Annotated in this window: 16 protein-coding genes; 10 read left to right on the top strand and 6 right to left on the bottom strand. The window is 71.8% G+C overall.

Translation table 11 applies throughout. The features are described from left to right. Positions 1 to 41 precede the first annotated feature (41 nt). The 5 genes from M8I34_RS30825 (at position 42) to M8I34_RS30805 (ending at position 4,901) form a co-directional block, all read left to right on the top strand. Complete coding sequence (locus M8I34_RS30825; protein WP_250054982.1) at positions 42 to 509, top strand: ribonuclease domain-containing protein; 468 nt, start codon at positions 42 to 44, stop codon at positions 507 to 509. Further along, positions 506 to 949, top strand: a complete 444-nt coding sequence (locus tag M8I34_RS30820; protein WP_250054981.1) for a barstar family protein — start codon at positions 506 to 508, stop codon at positions 947 to 949. Before M8I34_RS30825 ends, M8I34_RS30820 begins: the two co-directional genes overlap by 4 nt. A 177-nt stretch (positions 950 to 1,126) precedes the next feature. Next, on the top strand, positions 1,127 to 2,590 hold the full coding sequence (locus M8I34_RS30815; protein WP_250054979.1) for a GuaB1 family IMP dehydrogenase-related protein: 1,464 nt from the start codon (positions 1,127 to 1,129) through the stop codon (positions 2,588 to 2,590). A 381-nt stretch (positions 2,591 to 2,971) separates the two neighbouring features. After that, on the top strand, positions 2,972 to 4,435 hold the full coding sequence (locus tag M8I34_RS30810; protein WP_250055096.1) for an amino acid permease: 1,464 nt from the start codon (positions 2,972 to 2,974) through the stop codon (positions 4,433 to 4,435). A gap of 10 nt (positions 4,436 to 4,445) precedes the next feature. Then, entirely contained in the window at positions 4,446 to 4,901 is a 456-nt protein-coding gene (locus tag M8I34_RS30805) for an Lrp/AsnC family transcriptional regulator (protein ID WP_244416002.1), read from the top strand. Between the two features lie 18 nt (positions 4,902 to 4,919). Here M8I34_RS30805 and M8I34_RS30800 read toward each other — a convergent pair whose 3' ends face one another. Together M8I34_RS30800 and M8I34_RS30795 are read right to left on the bottom strand one after the other, a co-directional pair. Beyond that, the gene (locus M8I34_RS30800) at positions 4,920 to 5,393 is read right to left on the bottom strand and encodes a nuclear transport factor 2 family protein (RefSeq protein ID WP_250054977.1); all 474 of its coding nucleotides are present in this window, start codon (positions 5,391 to 5,393) and stop codon (positions 4,920 to 4,922) included. 29 nt (positions 5,394 to 5,422) lie between these two features. Beyond that, positions 5,423 to 6,877, bottom strand: coding sequence for an MFS transporter (locus tag M8I34_RS30795; protein WP_250054975.1), 1,455 nt, complete (start codon positions 6,875 to 6,877; stop codon positions 5,423 to 5,425). 53 nt (positions 6,878 to 6,930) lie between these two features. Here M8I34_RS30795 and M8I34_RS30790 point away from each other — a divergent pair, with 53 nt between their 5' ends. Beyond that, positions 6,931 to 7,866, top strand: a complete 936-nt coding sequence (locus tag M8I34_RS30790; RefSeq protein WP_250054973.1) for a LysR family transcriptional regulator — start codon at positions 6,931 to 6,933, stop codon at positions 7,864 to 7,866. Positions 7,867 to 7,985: 119 nt separating this feature from the next. Here the strand turns inward: M8I34_RS30790 and M8I34_RS30785 are convergent, their stop codons facing one another. Continuing rightward, complete coding sequence (locus M8I34_RS30785; protein ID WP_250054971.1) at positions 7,986 to 8,567, bottom strand: MarR family winged helix-turn-helix transcriptional regulator; 582 nt, start codon at positions 8,565 to 8,567, stop codon at positions 7,986 to 7,988. Between the two features lie 132 nt (positions 8,568 to 8,699). Here M8I34_RS30785 and M8I34_RS30780 point away from each other — a divergent pair, with 132 nt between their 5' ends. The 3 genes from M8I34_RS30780 (at position 8,700) to M8I34_RS30770 (ending at position 12,007) form a co-directional block, all read left to right on the top strand. Next, entirely contained in the window at positions 8,700 to 9,125 is a 426-nt protein-coding gene (locus tag M8I34_RS30780) for a MarR family winged helix-turn-helix transcriptional regulator (RefSeq protein WP_250054969.1), read from the top strand. Between the two features lie 268 nt (positions 9,126 to 9,393). Then, a complete protein-coding gene (locus M8I34_RS30775; protein ID WP_250054967.1) occupies positions 9,394 to 10,209 on the top strand; it encodes a carbon-nitrogen hydrolase family protein in 816 nt (271 codons plus the stop codon). 97 nt (positions 10,210 to 10,306) lie between these two features. After that, positions 10,307 to 12,007, top strand: coding sequence for an NAD(P)/FAD-dependent oxidoreductase (locus M8I34_RS30770; protein WP_244416009.1), 1,701 nt, complete (start codon positions 10,307 to 10,309; stop codon positions 12,005 to 12,007). A 153-nt stretch (positions 12,008 to 12,160) separates the two neighbouring features. On the opposite strand, the gene M8I34_RS30765 is transcribed toward M8I34_RS30770, so the two are convergent. From M8I34_RS30765 to M8I34_RS30755, 3 genes are all read right to left on the bottom strand, one after another. Continuing rightward, positions 12,161 to 13,090, bottom strand: a complete 930-nt coding sequence (locus M8I34_RS30765; RefSeq protein ID WP_250054965.1) for an LLM class F420-dependent oxidoreductase — start codon at positions 13,088 to 13,090, stop codon at positions 12,161 to 12,163. A gap of 100 nt (positions 13,091 to 13,190) precedes the next feature. Beyond that, a complete protein-coding gene (locus M8I34_RS30760) occupies positions 13,191 to 13,826 on the bottom strand; it encodes a DUF5995 family protein (RefSeq protein ID WP_250055094.1) in 636 nt (211 codons plus the stop codon). Positions 13,827 to 14,120: 294 nt separating this feature from the next. After that, entirely contained in the window at positions 14,121 to 15,494 is a 1,374-nt protein-coding gene (locus tag M8I34_RS30755; protein ID WP_250054963.1) for a uracil-xanthine permease family protein, read from the bottom strand. Positions 15,495 to 15,819: 325 nt separating this feature from the next. Here M8I34_RS30755 and M8I34_RS30750 point away from each other — a divergent pair, with 325 nt between their 5' ends. Continuing rightward, positions 15,820 to 16,308, top strand: coding sequence for a thioesterase family protein (locus tag M8I34_RS30750; protein WP_250054961.1), 489 nt, complete (start codon positions 15,820 to 15,822; stop codon positions 16,306 to 16,308). Positions 16,309 to 16,356: the final 48 nt, after the last annotated feature.

Raw genomic sequence — 16,356 nt, 5'->3', positions numbered from 1 at the left:
ATCGACGAGCAGCCCGCGCAGCCCTGTGACAGCATCGGCGCATGGTGATCCGCTCCGTCCCGCGCCGTGCCGCCGCTGTCCTCGGCACGCTGCTCGCCGGGCTGCTCCTCGTACTGGCCGGGTGTGCCACGGGCGGTGGCGACGCCGGGAGTTCACCCGGATCGGGGCGGTCCACCGCCACGGCCGTCGCCGAGGCGCCGAGCTCCACCCGCGTACCGGACTGGGCGCAGGGCATGCCGGTCGTCCCGGTCGGCGCGCTGCCCTCCCAGGCGCGGGACACCCTCCGGCTCATCGACGCCGGCGGGCCCTTTCCGTACGCGCAGGACGGGACCGTCTTCGGCAACCGCGAGCGGCTGCTGCCCCGTCAGCCGCACGGCCACTACCACGAGTACACGGTCCGCACGCCCGGCTCGCCGGACCGCGGCGCCCGCCGGCTCGTCACCGGCCGGAGCCATGAGACCTACTACACCGACGACCACTACCGGACCTTCAAGGCGGTGCTCCGATGACGGGTTCTGTGCCCCGGCCGCTCGCGGCGGTGCTCGACGGCAGTACGCCCCCGGGAGTGCTGCCGTGGCCCGCGGAGCGCTCGGTGGCGGAGGCGCTCGCCGCCGCGCGGGACGCCGGCTGGACGGCCGGGGCCCTGGACCTGGAGGGGGTCGTGGACAAGGCCGCCTTCATGGAGGGGTGCGTGCGCGCGCTGCGGCTGCCGGACTGGTTCGGCCGCAACTGGGACGCGCTCGCCGACTGCCTCACCGATCTGTCCTGGTGCCCCGCCGACCGAGGCCGGCTGCTCGTCCTGACGGGCTGGCAGGGCTATGCGGCCGCGGCGCCGGACGAGTGGAGCATCGTCGAGGGCGTCCTGGCCGATGCGGTGGGTTACTGGCGCGACACGGACACCGGCCTGGCCGTGATCATGGCCAGGGGGCGGGACCGGCAGGGCGTGTAGCGCCGCCGTACCCGGCCTGACCGGCGGCGATGCCGGACGGTCCGCCGTCCGCGCGGAGCGCCCCGTCCCGGCGTGGCCACGTCAGCTGCCACGGTGCCGTTTGGCGGATCGCACACATGGCCGGGGCATGGCTCGGATTATCACATGACCCCTGGTCAGGGCCCGTATCCTGGCCATATGCGATTCCTGAATCCGAAGAACGGCGCGCTCGAAGAGAGTTCTTCGGTGCCCTACGACCTGACCTACGACGATGTGTTCATGGTGCCCGGCCGCTCCGCCGTGGGCTCCCGCCAGGGAGTGGACCTCTCCTCGCACGACGGGACCGGTACCACCATCCCGCTCGTGGTCGCCAACATGACGGCGATCGCCGGCCGCCGGATGGCCGAGACCGTTGCCCGCCGTGGTGGCCTGGTCGTCATTCCGCAGGACATTCCGCTCGACGTCGTCACCGAGGTCGTGACCTGGGTCAAGCGCCGTCATCTGGTTCTGGACACGCCGATCGTGCTGTCCCCGGTCGCGACCGTGGCCGACGCCCTGGCGCTGCTGCCCAAGCGGGCGCACGGCGCGGGCATCGTCGTCGACGGCGGCCGTCCGGTCGGCGTCGTCACCGAGCACGACCTGGCCGGTGTGGACCGCTTCACCCAGGTGGCCGAGGTCATGTCCAGGGACCTGCTCGTCCTGGACGCGGACATCGATCCGCGGGAGGCCTTCAACCGCCTCGACGCCGCCAACCGCAAGCTCGCGCCCGCCGTCGACGCGGACGGCATGCTGGTCGGCATCCTCACCCGCAAGGGCGCGCTCCGCGCCACCCTGTACACCCCCGCCACGGACGCCGACGGCAAGCTGCGGATCGCGGCCGCCGTCGGCATCAACGGCGATGTGGCGGGCCGGGCCAAGGCGCTGCTGGAGGCCGGCGTGGACACCCTCGTGGTGGACACCGCGCACGGCCACCAGGAGTCGATGATCACCGCGGTCAGGGCCGTCCGCGGGCTGGACCCGCAGGTGCCGATCGTGGCGGGCAACATCGTCTCCGCCGAGGGCGTCCGCGATCTGATCGAGGCCGGCGCGGACATCATCAAGGTCGGCGTGGGACCGGGCGCGATGTGCACCACCCGGATGATGACCGGCGTCGGCCGGCCACAGTTCTCCGCGGTCCTGGAGTGCGCCGCCGAGGCCAGGAAGTTCGGCAAGCACGTCTGGGCCGACGGTGGCATCCGGCACCCCCGCGATGTCGCCATGGCACTGGCCGCGGGTGCGTCCAACGTCATGATCGGCTCCTGGTTCGCCGGCACCCTCGAATCGCCCGGCGACCTCCAGCACACCGCCGACGGCCGGCCGTACAAGGAGAGCTTCGGCATGGCCTCCGCGCGTGCGGTGCGCAACCGGACGAGCGACGAGTCGGCCTACGACCGTGCCCGCAAGGGACTCTTCGAGGAGGGCATCTCCACCTCGCGGATGTTCATCGACCCGGTGCGCCCCGGTGTCGAGGACCTGATCGACTCGGTCATCGCGGGTGTCCGCAGCTCCTGCACCTACGCGGGCGCCGCCTCCCTGGCGGAGTTCGCCGAGAAGGCCGTGGTCGGTGTGCAGAGCGCCGCCGGCTACGCCGAGGGCAAGCCGCTGCACGACAGCTGGAACTGACCCGCCACGGGGCCACGCGCAGGCCCCGGCACCGCCGCACACCGGCCCCGCACCGACTCGGTGCGGGGCCGGTCGCATATCCGGAACCCGGTCCCCCGGTCCGTCCCGCTCCGCCGGAACCCGTACGATCGGACCCCGGCGCGCAACGAACGGCCGCCCACCGCATCGGTGCGCAACGATCCTTCGTTGTTGCGCAAAGAACCTGCATTACGGCAGGTCAGCGGCGGGCCGTAAGGTCAAGCGCTGTACGTGGAGTGACGGAGTCCGTCTGCTCGGCGGTCTCCTGCTGCGGCATGCTCCGGCATGCCCTTGTACCGACCGCTGCCGGTCGCCGTCATCCGTACCCGTCATCTGATCGGCAGCGATAAAGGAGCCACCCCAGTGTTGGAGCACGGCGCAGCCCCGCCCGCAGGGCCCTCACCGCCCTCCCCCGGAGGCCTCGGCACCCGGCTGATGCGGCGCAAGCCCGTCGAGCGGCTGGTTGCGGAGGGCGGCAAGGGCGAGGGGGGATCACTCCGCCGCTCGATGGGCATGTGGCAGCTCACCATGATCAGCATCGGTGCCACGCTCGGCACCGGCATCTTCGTGGTCCTCGGCGAGGCCGTCCCGGACGCCGGGCCCGCGGTCATCATCTCCTTCGTCATCGCCGGTATCACCGCCCTGTTCTCCGCGCTGTCCTACGCGGAGCTGGCCGGCACCATCCCGGTCTCCGGATCGTCGTACTCCTACGCCTACGCCACCCTCGGCGAGCTGGTCGCCTGGGTCTGCGGCTGGTGCCTGATACTCGAGTACGGCGTCTCGGTCGCGGCCGTCGCCGTGGGCTGGGGCCAGTATCTGAACGAACTGCTCGACGGCACGCTCGGGTTCACCATCCCGGACGCGCTGTCCCAGCCGCCCGGTGACGGCGGCATCTTCAACCTGCCGGCGCTGCTGGTCGTGCTGCTCGCGATGGTGTTCCTGCTGGGCGGGGCCAAGGAGAGCGCCCGGGCCAACACGATCATGGTCGTCGTCAAGATCATCGCCCTGCTGCTGTTCTGCGGCGTCGCCGTGCAGGGCGTGAAGTCGGGCAACTACGCGAACTTCATGCCGATGGGCATGGCGGGTGTCAGCGCCGCCGGCGCCACCCTGTTCTTCTCGTACATCGGCTTCGACGCCGCCTCCACCGCGGGTGAGGAGGCCAAGAACCCGCAGCGCGACATGCCGCGCGCGATCATGCTCTCGCTGGTGATCGTCACCGCGCTGTACTGCCTGGTCGCGGCCATCGCCGTCGGCGCCATGCCCTGGCAGAAGTTCAAGGGCTCGGAGGCCGCGCTGGCCGGGATCATGAAGGACGTCACCGGCCAGAGCTTCTGGGCCGTGCTGCTCGCCTTCGGCGCGGTCATCGCCATCGCCAGCGTCGTGCTGACCGTGCTCTACGGCCAGACCCGCATCCTGTTCGCGATGTCCCGGGACGGGCTGGTGCCGAAGGTGTTCGCCAAGGTGCACCCCAAGAGCGGTGCGCCGCGCGCCAACACCGTGATCGTCTCGCTGTTCTGCGGGATCCTCGCCGCCGCGGTGCCGCTGGGCGAGCTGGCCGACGCCACCAGCATCGGCACGCTGTTCGCCTTCGCGCTGGTCAATATCGCGGTGATCGTGCTGCGCCGCACCCGGCCCGACATGCCGCGCAGCTTCCGCACCCCGCTCTCGCCGCTCTTCCCGGCGATCGGCTTTCTGCTGTGCCTCTACATGATGGGCAGCCTCGGCGCCGTGACCTGGGTGGTCTTCGGTGTCTGGATGGCCGTGGGCCTTGTGGTCTACTTCGGATACGGCTTGCGCCGCTCCCGATTGGCCACCGCAGAGAAGTGATCCACCCGCAGTGCGACTGAACGATCTCGACGAACGCATCGTCCACGCCCTCGCCGAGGACGCCCGCCGCAGCTATGCCGACATCGGCCAGGAGGTCGGACTGTCCGCGCCGGCCGTCAAACGCCGGGTGGACCGGTTGCGGGCCGACGGCGCGATCACCGGCTTCACGGTACGGGTCGATCCGGCCGCGCTCGGCTGGGAGACCGAGGGGTTCATCGAGCTCTACTGCCGCCGCAACACCTCGCCCGAGGCGATCCACCGCGGCCTGTCGCGCTACCCGGAAGTGGCGTCCGCCTCCACCGTCACCGGTGAGGCGGACGCCGTCGTCCAGGTCTTCGCCTCCGACATGCGGCACTTCGAGCGGGTGCTGGAGCGGATCGCGGGCGAGCCGTTCGTGGAGCGGACGAAGTCCGTCCTGGTGCTCTCGCCGCTGCTGCGGCGCTACAGCTCGGGGGCACCGGGGTAGGGGCTCTCCCGGGCCCTCTCAGGCGTCCGCCCCGAGGTCCGCCGGCACCCGCGGCGGAGTGCCCTGTGTCCAGGCGATACGCAGCGACGAGGCCGCGATCCGCCAGCCCTCCGGGGTCCTGACCAGCTCGCTGTCCGCATGACCTGCCGAGAGGAAGACCCCCTCGGAGCCGTCCGCGAGGACATGGGTGCTCAGCTGGGTGCCGCGGGCGGTGGCCCGGTCGCCGTCGATCTCCAGGACGGCGTTGGCGCCCAGATGCACGGTGCGGTCGAACAGGGCCATCGCGGCGCCGACCCGCGCCAGCAGGGCGCTGCGGCCGTGGACGGTGCCGACGGGCAGCTCGGCGGTGACGTCCTCGGTGTGGAAGGCGCGGGCCCAGGCCTCGTCGAACCTCCCCTCGTCCAGGGAGCGGAGGTAGCGGTCCAGCAGGTCGGTGATCTCCGCCCGGTCCGTCAGGTACTGGAGTTGGCGTTGCATCGCTTCGGTGTCCATGGCGACGATGCTGCTACCTCAAGCGCGCTTCAGGTCAAGGCCGGATCCCGCTCGGCCCGCGAGCCGGTGCGCAGACCGCGCACCACGACGAGGCCCACCACCAGCACCACACCCGCCGCGATCCGGTAGCCCAGTGCCGTGGCATCCGTGAACGCGGCGGCCACCGCGGCACCGCGTCCGGTACCCGAGGCGAAGCGCACGGACAGGACCGTGCCCACCACGGCGACGCCCAGCGCCGCGCCCAACTCCCGTGCCGCGCCCTGGAGTCCGGACCCCATCCCGGAGCGTCCGGCGGGTACGGACGCCACGATCGCATGCGAGAGCGTCGGCATCGCCAGCCCCGCACCGGCCGACATCACCAGGAGAAACACCAGGTAGCGGAGGTAGGGGGTGTGGGCGTCCGTGGTGGAGAGCAGCAGCAGACCGGCCGCGATCAGCGCCAGCCCCGCGCCGGCCGTCCTGGCCTCGCCGGCCCGTTGCGCCCCGCGCATCCCGTACTTCGTCACCGCCATCATCCCGAAGGCCAGCGGCACGAGCGCGCAGCCCGTCTGTAGCGGTGAGTACCCCTTCACGTATTGCAGGAACTGCGCGTTGACGTAGAAGAGCGCGAACATCCCGAAGAAGGTGACGGCGATGCCGATGCTGCCGGCCCGCAGCCGCCGCAGCCGGAACAGCCGGGGGTCCAGCACCGGGTGCGCGGCCCGCAGCCCGTGCCGTACGAACAGCGCGAACACCACCAGCGCCAGGGCGAAGGCGCCGGCCACCGGGACCGAGAGCCAGCCCAGCCCCGGGCCTTCGATGATGCCGAAGAGCAGCGCGGCCGCCCCGAGGACCAGCAGCGCCGAGCCCGGCAGATCGAGCGTCGCGGTCTGCCGGGGAACCCGGGGCGCCGCCTTCGCGACCCAGGCCAGCAGGGCCAGGCCGAGGGGCACATACGCCCAGAACAGCCCCTGCCAGGGCAGGTATTGGAGGATCAGCGCGCCGCCCGCGTTGCCCGCCATCCCGCCGAGGCCGACCGCCGTGCTCCATGCGGCGACGGCCCCGGCCTTGCGGTCGGGCGGGGAGGCGTGCAGCAGGACGGACATGGTCGCCGGGACCAGGAGCGCGGCCCCCGCGCCCGAGAGCGCCCGGCCCGCCAGCAGCACCGGCAGCGTGGTCGCGGGCGCACTCAGCAGCGCGCCCGCGGCGAACACGCCGAGCCCGGTGAGCAGTACGCCCTTGCGGCCCACCCGGTCGCCGAGCGCACCGGCCGGGATCAGCAGCCCCGCGAAGACCAGCACATAGGTGTCGACGATCCACAGCAGCTGGGCGGGGGAGGGGTGCAGTCCGCTCGCGGCGATCTTGGGTATCGCGAGATTCATCGCGGCCACCAACGACTGCGCCACCAGCACACAGGCGCACATCGCGGCCGTCACCGAGCGCCGCCGGGTGAGGGTGCCGAGGAGTGGGGGAGGGGAGTGGGGAGGTGAAGCGGTCGAGGTCATGGCAGGAAGCTAGAGTCCGGGTGAGTTGACCTCAAATGCAAGGGGTGCACTTCATGGTTGCGCGAAACGCAAACATCGACCTCAACCTGCTGACGGCGCTGGATGCCCTGCTCGAAGAAGAGAGCGTGACCGCGGCCGCCGACCGGCTCGGGCTCTCCGGACCGGCCATGAGCCGGGCGCTCGGCCGTATCCGCCGCACCGTCGGCGATCCCGTCCTGGTGCGGGCCGGTCGTCATATGGTGCCGACCCCGCGCGCGTTGGAGATCAGGGCCGAGGTGCGCCGGCTGGTGGAGGCGGCCCATGGAGTGCTGGCCCCGTCCGCGCCGGCCGACCCGGCCGAACTGGCCCGGGTGTTCACCCTCTACGCCAATGACCTCTTCGTCACCGCCCTCGGCCCGCGGCTGGTCGCCCGCGTCGCCGAGGAGGCGCCGCGGGTCGTGCTGCGCTTCCTCGGGGAGAGCCATGTCGATGTGCCGTTGCTGCGGGACGGCGCGGCGGGCCTGGAGCTGGGCGTCATCGACAGCCTGGAGCCGGAGATCCGCAGGGAGGAGCTGTTCGTCGATCACAGTGTCGCGGTGGTGCGCGAGGGGCATCCGCTGACCACCGGAAAACTCACCGCGCGCCGCTTCGCCGCCGCCGCGCACCTGAACTTCTCCCGCCGCGGCCGGCTGACCGGCCCGCTCGACGCGGCGCTCGCCGAACGCGGGCTGCGGCGCACGGTGATCGCCACCGTCCCGACTTTCGCCGCCTCGCTGATGATGGTCCGGGACAGCGACGCGGTCGGCCTGGCCAACGCACGCGCCGCGGCCTCGACGGTCCGCGGGCTGGGGCTGCGCACGCTGCCGATCCCGCTCGAACTGCCCCCGATGACCATGGAGATGGCCTGGCACCCACGCCAGGAGGCCGACGCGGGGCACCGCTGGCTGCGCGGGATGGTGCGGGAGACGGTGCGGGAGGTCCTGCGGGAGCTGCCGCCCGAGGAGGACTGAGCGCGGTCGCCCGGCCGGGGCGGTCGGCTCCCGTATCCGGTCGGCTCCCGTATCCGGTCGGTCCGTTCCGGGCGGGCTCCTGGCCTGGTCGGTCCGTCCCGGTCGGTCCGCTTGTCCGGTCAGTCCGTCCCCGGCGCTCCGCTCGCCGCGCCGAAATCGTCCATGAAGCGGGTGAACAGCCGGGCGAACGCGGCACGGTCGGCGGCCGGCCAGTCCCGGGTCACCCGCGCCACCATGGCCCGCCGGAAGGTGTGCACGGTCTCCAGCAGCTCCCGTCCGTCCGGGGTGACGGCCAGCAGAGTGCGCCGGCCGTCCGTCTGGTCGGCCTCCCGGCGGAGGTGACCGGCTTGCACGGCCGCCGCCACCAGCTTGCTCGCCCGCGGCTGGTCGACCCGGAGCGCATCCGCCACCTCGCGCACCCCGGCCGGTTCCCCGCGCTCCTCGGCGGCCTCGACGACATCCAGCACATCGAACGCGGCGCCCCCCGGCACGGGCGCCCCGGCCTGCCGCTCCGCCCGGCGCGCCAGCGTCCGGCGGGCGGCGCTGCGGCGCAGGGCCACCATGGCGCGCTCGATCGCCGCGACTTCCGCATCGACCTCCCCATCGGTCTTCGCATCGATCGCCGCGTCGACCTCCGCATCGATCGCCGCGACCTCCACATCCGGGTCGCCGGCCGCCCCGTCCCGCTCCGCGTCGTGCATCCGCACTCTCCTCGCGCTCTGCTCGCGCTCGTCCCGCCGCCATAACCCGTTGCCCCGTCGCTCCGGGAGAAGCATACTCAGAAACAGGTACTTGTCATTGTGCATGCATATCTCCTTCCGGAAGGCGCCGCCATGACCACCACCCCGTACAAGCCCATCGGCTACTACCTCAAGGCGCTGGACGCCCTGATCGATGAGGACTTCGCCCGGTCCCTGTCCGCACACGAGCTGACCCGGCGCGACTGGCAGGTGCTCAACAGCCTCGCCCTCCAGGGCCCGCTCACCCGGCAGACGCTGGGCCGCCTCCTCAGGCCCTTCTGGGAGCCGGGCGCGCGCACCCTCTACGAGATCGTCCACGCCCTGGCCGATCGGGGCCGAATCACCGCCGACGGTGACACCCTCGCGCTCACCACGGCCGGCCGGCGGGCCCACGCCGAGGCCGCCTCCCTGGTCGACGTCAGCCGCGCCCGTCTGCTGCGAGGGCTCACCGAGGACGACTACGTCCGTACCGTCGCCGTCCTCGACCGGATGACGGCCAACATGGCGTCCGGACGCTGACGAACGGCCCGACGTGCACCGGAGCCGGGTGTGCACCGGAGCCCACGCCTGTACCGGACCCGCACGTGCGTCGGCCCCGGACGTGCATCCGTAGCCCGGCGTGCACGGTCCCGGGGCAGCTCCGGCAGCGGGGCGCAACGAATCACCGCACAGTCCCTTGAACGCGCAACGAATCGTCCGTCGGCGCGCAACGGTGGCGCCTTGTCCGGAATCGTCGGCGGCCCGTACCGTCAATGCGTCCACCCGCACCGTCCCGCCGAGGGGTCCCATGACGTCGCTGCACACCGCCCTGCTCCAGAGTTCGGGCCGGCCCGGCGATGTCGCGCACAACCTGCGGATCCTCGACGACGCGGCGCGCGAGGCGGCGGCGACCGGCGCCGGGCTGCTCGCCTGCCCCGAGCTGTTCCTGACCGGCTACGCGATCGGCGGCGACGTCCACCGCCTCGCCGAGACCGCCGACGGCGACAGCGCACAGGCCATCGGGAAGATCGCCGCCGAGCACGGCATCGCGGTGCTCTACGGCTACCCCGAGCGCGCCGCGCAGGACGAGCCCGACAGCGCCGCGGTCTACAACGCGGCGCAGCTCATCGGCCCGGAGGGCGAGCGTCTCGCGAACTACCGCAAGACCCACCTCTTCGGCTGCTTCGAGCACGAATGGTTCACCCCAGGGGAGCAGGCCGTCGTCCAGGCCGAGCTGGCCGGCCTCCGGATCGGCCTGCTGATCTGCTACGACGTGGAGTTCCCGGAGAACGTCCGGGCCCATGCGCTGGCCGGCACCGATCTCCTGCTGGTCCCCACCGCGCAGATGCACCCCTTCCAGTTCGTCGCCGAGTCCGTCATCCCGGTCCGCGCCTTCGAGAACCAGATGTACGTCGCGTACGTCAACCGGGTCGGCGCCGAGGGCGAGTTCGAGTTCGTGGGCCTCAGCTGCCTGGCCGGTCCGGACGGTGTCGTCCGTACCCGTGCCGGCCGTACCGAGCAGCTGGTGCGGGCCGATGTCGACGCCGCCTTCCTGAAGGAATCCCGGGCGGACAACCCCTATCTGCACGACCGCCGGCCGGAGCTGTACGGCCCGCTGACATGAACTGACCCCCCGACCCCCCCTCTGATCCGCCGCAGGCCGCCCGCCCGGTCCGCGCTGCCCTGCCTGCTGTGCCCTGTCTGCAAGGAGTCCGTCCCCGATGACGTCCACGGTGCCCACCGCCGCCCACCACGCGGATGTCCAGCCGCCGATCACCATGTTCGGCCCGGACTTCCCGTACGCCTATGACGACTTCCTCGCCCACCCGGCGGGCCTCGGCCAGATCCCCGCGATCGAGCACGGCAAGGAGGTCGCGGTCATCGGCGGCGGCCTCTCCGGCATCGTCACCGCCTACGAGCTGATGAAGATGGGCCTCAAGCCCGTCGTCTACGAGGCCGACCAGATAGGCGGCCGGCTGCGCACGGTCGGCTTCGAGGGCACCTCGTCCGACGCCGCGGGTCTGACCGCCGAGATGGGCGCGATGCGCTTCCCGCCGTCCTCGACGGCGCTCCAGCACTACATCGACCTGGTGGGCCTCACGACCACGCCGTTCCCCAACCCGCTGGCGGCGGACACCCCGTCGACCGTGGTCGACCTCAAGGGCGAATCGCACTACGCCCGGACGGTCGATGACCTCCCCGAGGTCTACCACCAGGTCATGGACGCGTGGAACGCCTGCCTGGAGGAGGGCGCGGACTTCTCCGACATGAACCGGGCGATCCGCGAGCGCGATGTCCCGCGCATCCGCGAGATCTGGTCCCGGCTCGTCGAGAAGCTCGACAACCAGACCTTCTACGGCTACCTCTGCGACTCGACGGCCTTCAAGTCCTTCCGGCACCGCGAGATCTTCGGCCAGGTCGGCTTCGGCACCGGCGGCTGGGACACCGACTTCCCCAACTCCATCCTGGAGATCCTGCGGGTCGTCTACACCGAGGCCGACGACCACCACCGCGGCATCGTCGGCGGCAGCCAGCAGCTGCCGCTGCGCCTGTGGGAGCGGGAACCGGCGAAGATCGTGCACTGGGCGCCGGGCACCTCGCTCTCGTCGCTGCACGACGGTGCGCCCCGTCCCGCGGTGACCCGTCTGCACCGCACCGCCGGCAACCGCATCACGGTGACCGACGCCGACGGCGACATCCGCACCTACGAGGCCGCCGTCTTCACCGCGCAGTCCTGGATGCTGCTGAGCAAGATCGCGTGTGACGACTCGCTGTTCCCCATCGACCACTGGACGGCGATGGAGCGCACCCACTACATGGAGTCCAGCAAGCTCTTCGTGCCCGTCGACCGGCCGTTCTGGCTCGACAAGGACGAGGACACCGGCCGGGACGTCATGTCGATGACGCTGACCGACCGGATGACCCGCGGTACCTATCTGCTCGACAACGGACCGGACGAGCCCGCCGTCATCTGCCTCTCCTACACCTGGTGCGACGACAGCCTGAAGTGGCTGCCGCTGAACGCCAACGAGCGGATGGAGGTCATGCTGAAGTCGCTGTCGGAGATCTATCCGAAGGTCGACATCCGCAAGCACATCATCGGCAACCCGGTCACCGTGTCCTGGGAGAACGAGCCCTACTTCATGGGCGCCTTCAAGGCGAACCTGCCCGGCCACTACCGCTACCAGCGGCGCCTGTTCACGCACTTCATGCAGGACCGGCTCCCCGAGGACAAGCGGGGCCTGTTCCTCGCGGGCGACGACATCTCCTGGACCGCGGGCTGGGCCGAGGGCGCCGTGCAGACCGCACTGAACGCGGTGTGGGGCGTGATGCACCACTTCGGCGGTGCGACGGACGCCACCAACCCGGGCCCGGGCGACGTCTACGACGAGATCGCCCCGGTCGAACTGCCCGAGGACTAGGGAGAGGCACCTCGTAGGGGCCCGCTCGGGGCGGCGCGCCCCGGGGAGGACGGGGCCCGGCATCGCATCGCCGGGCCCCTCCGCCACGGCCTGGCCGCCCCCCCCAGGACCGCCGGCCTCCCCGTCCTGCCGCCTTCCCCGGCCCGCCGGCCTCTAGATCCCGGCCGCCCGCGCCGCCGTATACACCTCCGCGGCAACGTCCTTCAGCTCCTCGGCATCCCGGGTCCCGCCCTGTAGATCGATGAGGATCTCCTGCGGACCCACCGCGGCATGGGCGGCCAGATCCGCCACGATCTGCTCGACGCCGCCCTGGAAGGGCTTGCGGTCCCGGCCCTCGTACGGCTTCGCCGTGTGCTGGGCGTTCACCCGCAGCACACCGGCCACCGGCTCCTTGCGCCCCCGCTCGGCGGCCAGGTCCTGAAGCCGCTGCCACTGGGTGGCGAGGGCCTCGGCGCCCATGCCGATCGGCATCCAGCCGTCCGCCCGGTCGACCAGACGGCGCAGTGCGCGCGGACTGTTGGCGGGCAGCAGGATCGGGATCGGCCGCTTCGGCTTGGGGCCGACCACGGACGGGGCGATGGTCGTCCACTCGCCTTCGTACGCCACCGGGTCCGGGCCCCACACCGCGTGGCAGACGTCGATCAGTTCGTCCAGGACCTTGCCGCGCTGCTCGAACGGGGCGACGGAAGCGGCCGCGTACTCGTCCAGCGACCAGCCCGTGCCGAATCCCGCGACCACCCGGCCGCCGCTCGCCGCGTCCAGCGAGGCGAGGGTGCGGGCCAGCTGGAAGGGGATGTGCAGCGGGGCGATCAGCACACTCGTGCCGAGCCGCGCCCGCCGCGTGGCGGCCGCGGCCAGGGCCAGGGTGACCAGCGGGTCGGCCACCGAGCGGTAGGCGTCGGGCCAGGGGAGGCCCGGGATGCCGTACAGCCCCTGGGAGGCGGGCTCGGGGAACAGGATCCGCTCGAAGACCCAGAGGCTCTCGTAACCGGTCTCCTCCGCGGCCCGCGCCACGTCGGGGACGTCGCGTCCGATGTCGTACTGCCGCATCTGCGGAAGGCCCAGACCGAGCCGAATGGCCATAGCTGCACTCCTCACTGTCGGCCCCCTCGGTCAACGTACCGCCGGAACAAGGGAGTTCCGGGGGACCGCCGCGGCCCGGCGGCCGGGCCGGCCGCCAGGATCAGCCGGGCAGCGGAGTCAGCAGCATCCGCCCGACCAGGCCCACCCCGGCGTCCAGTCGCTCGGTGAGTTCCTCGGTGACATCCGGCAGCCGGCGTACGCTCCACAGCGCCCTGGCCGCCGCCCAGGCGCCGTCCCTGGCCTTGTCCAGACTCCACGACCCGATCAGATGCGTCAGCGGATCGGCGACATCCAGGACATCGGGGCCGGGCATCAGCCGCTCGCGGATCCCCTCCTCCAGGCTCGTCAGCACCCCGCCGACCCGGTCGAAATCGGTCTCCAGCGCGGCCGGTTCGCACTCCAGCGCCCGGCAGGTGTCCAGCACCGCCAGCGCCAGATCGTGGCCGATGTGTGCGTTGATCCCGGCCAGCGCGAACTGAAGCGGATGCACCCCGGGGTGGCGGCGGAGCTGGAAGAGCGGACGCCAGCAGGCCGGTGGCCGCAGCCCGGCGGCCGTGGCATCCACCGCGTCGAAGTACCGCCGTGCGAAACGGAGGTCCAGCTCGCCCGCGGCCGCCGGGTCCTGGAAGGCGCCGTCCCCGATGCGCCGCGCCACGGCTTCGGTGACGGCCAGATAGACCCCGTTGAAGACGGCCACCCCGTCCTCGGCCGGCAGCGCCGCGGTCAGCGCCCGCATCCGGGCCAGCACCTCCACCACCCCCGCGGCGCCTGCCGATCCCGTGCTGTCGGGGGGCCGGGCGGTGCATCCTCCGGCCAGTTGGCCCGGCCACACCCGGCCGTCATTACGCTGAGTCGTTGTCATCCACTCAGCGTGACAGTGCGATGCCGGAAAATGCGGTGTGCCGGTGGCCGTTGACCGGAACGGGGTAATGAGCGGCGCGCCCCGTTGTGGTCCGCGCCGCTCCGCCTCCGGGCCCCACTCGGCCTTCGGGCCCCGCTCCGCCTCCGGGCCCCGCCGGCCGCCGCGCGGTCAGTCCTCGTCGTACGACGAGGTGCCCTCGTCCAGCAGCGGCGGCTGCGGCTTGAGGTGCGCGGGGGCCAGCGCGCGCAGCGCGTGATAGCCGGTGAGCACCACGATCGTGCCCAGGGCGATACCGCTCAGTTCGAAGTTGTCGCTGATCCGCAGGCTCACCCCGCCGACGCCGATGATGACGCCCGCGGCGACCGGTACGAGATGGAGCGGATTGCGCAGGTCCACCTTGTTGTTCACCCAGATCTGGGCGCCGAGCAGACCGATCATGCCGTACAGGATGACGGTGATGCCGCCCAGCACCCCGCCGGGAATCGCGGCGACGATGGCACCGAACTTCGGGCACAGGCCGAAGAGCAGGGCGAAACCGGCGGCCGCCCAGTAGGCGGCGGTCGAGTAGACGCGGGTCGCCGCCATCACACCGATGTTCTCGGAGTACGTGGTGTTGGGCGGGCCGCCGAGGGCGGTGGAGAGCACCGAGGCCGCGCCGTCGGCGGAGATCGCGGTGCCGAGCTCGTCGTCCAGCGGGTCGCCGGTCATCTCGCCGACCGCCTTGACGTGTCCGGCGTTCTCCGCGACCAGGGCGATCACGACGGGCAGCGCGACCAGGATCGCCGACCACTGGAAGCTGGGTCCGTGGAAGTGCGGCAGACCGATCCAGTCGGCCTTGCCGACGGCGGAGAAGTCCAGCCGCCAGTGGTCGGTGACCTTCCCCGCGCCGTTCAGCGAGTGGATCATCCCGAAGGCCCGGTCGAAGATCCAGGAGACGGCATAGCCGAAGACCAGCCCGAGGAAGATCGCGATACGCGACCAGAAGCCGCGCAGACAGACCACGGCGAACCCGGTGAACAGCATGGTCAGCAGCGCTACCCACTGGTCCTGGGGCCAGTACGTACTCGCCGTCACCGGCGCCAGGTTGAAGCCGATCAGCATCACCACGGCGCCGGTGACCACCGGCGGCATCGCGGCATGGATGATCCGGGCGCCGAACCGCTGGACGGCGACGCCCACGAGGAAGAGCGCGACCCCGACGACCAGAACCGCTCCGGTGACGGTCGCGCTGGTGCCGCCCTGCGCCCGGATCACGGCGGCCACTCCGACGAACGAGAGCGAACAGCCCAGATACGAGGGGATCCGGCCGCGGGTGGCCAGCAGGAAGATGACCGTCGCCACGCCGGACATCATGATCGCGAGGTTCGGGTCCAGTCCCATCAGCACCGGAGCGACAAAACTCGCGCCGAACATCGCGACGACATGCTGCGCGCCCAGGCCCACGGTGCGCGGCCACGACAGCCGCTCATCCGGTCTGACCACTGCCCCAGGGGCCGGGTTGCGCCCGTCGCCATGCACGGTCCAGCGCACGCCGAGGCCCATGACTGCTCCACTTCTTCACACGGTGATGACCGGGCAATGTTAGTGCGGGGTAAATCCGCTTCATCCCGGTGTGTTCCGGTTCGTGGTCGCTATGTCCTCGGTCACTGAGCCCGGCCGCTGCTCCCTGGCCGACGGCTCATGGCCCTCACGCCCCGCATCCCGGCGGCCAAAGCATTCTAAGCATCCGCTTACGATGGCTCCGGATCGTCACACAAGAACCACCAACTCCACCAGCACCACCCACGTCACCAGCACTACCCACGTCACCAGCGCCATCCGCATCAACAGCGCCGGCCGGCGCACCCCGACCCCAGGAGCACCACCCGTGAGCGTCGAAACCCTCCAGACCGCCACCGTCCCGTACGGCGAACTGGTCCCCGTCACCGTCCACTTCGACGACCTCGACGCGCTCGGCATGCTCCACAACTCCCGCTACCCGCTGCTGGTCGAACGCGCCTGGGCGGAGTACTGGCACGGACAGGGCTTCGACTTCGACGGCGACTGGGCCGCCGCGGGTGATATGTGCAACGTCATCAAGGAGATGCACGTCTCCTACGAGCGTTCGGTCACCCGCCCCGGCCGCTACGCGGCGCACCTGTGGGTCGCACGCCTCGGCCGCACCGGCCTCACCTACGGCTTCCGGCTCTGCTCGGCCGACGGCACCGAGACCTACGCCCACGGCCACCGGGTGCTGGTCCGCGTCGACGCGCAGACGCTGCGCCCCACACCGTGGTCCGACCGCGCCCGGAGCGTCGCCGCCCAGCTCCTGCGCCCGGAGGAGACGGACGCGGGCACGGAGGCGGACGCGGCCTGAACGGCGGCGGACGCCGCGGCCTGAGCCGTCGGCGGGGGAGCGGCCGGG

This window comes from Streptomyces sp. MCA2, from assembly GCF_023544705.1.
GTDB classification, from domain to species: domain Bacteria; phylum Actinomycetota; class Actinomycetes; order Streptomycetales; family Streptomycetaceae; genus Streptomyces; species Streptomyces decoyicus.
This window is presented reverse-complemented; position numbering and strand designations above follow the sequence as displayed.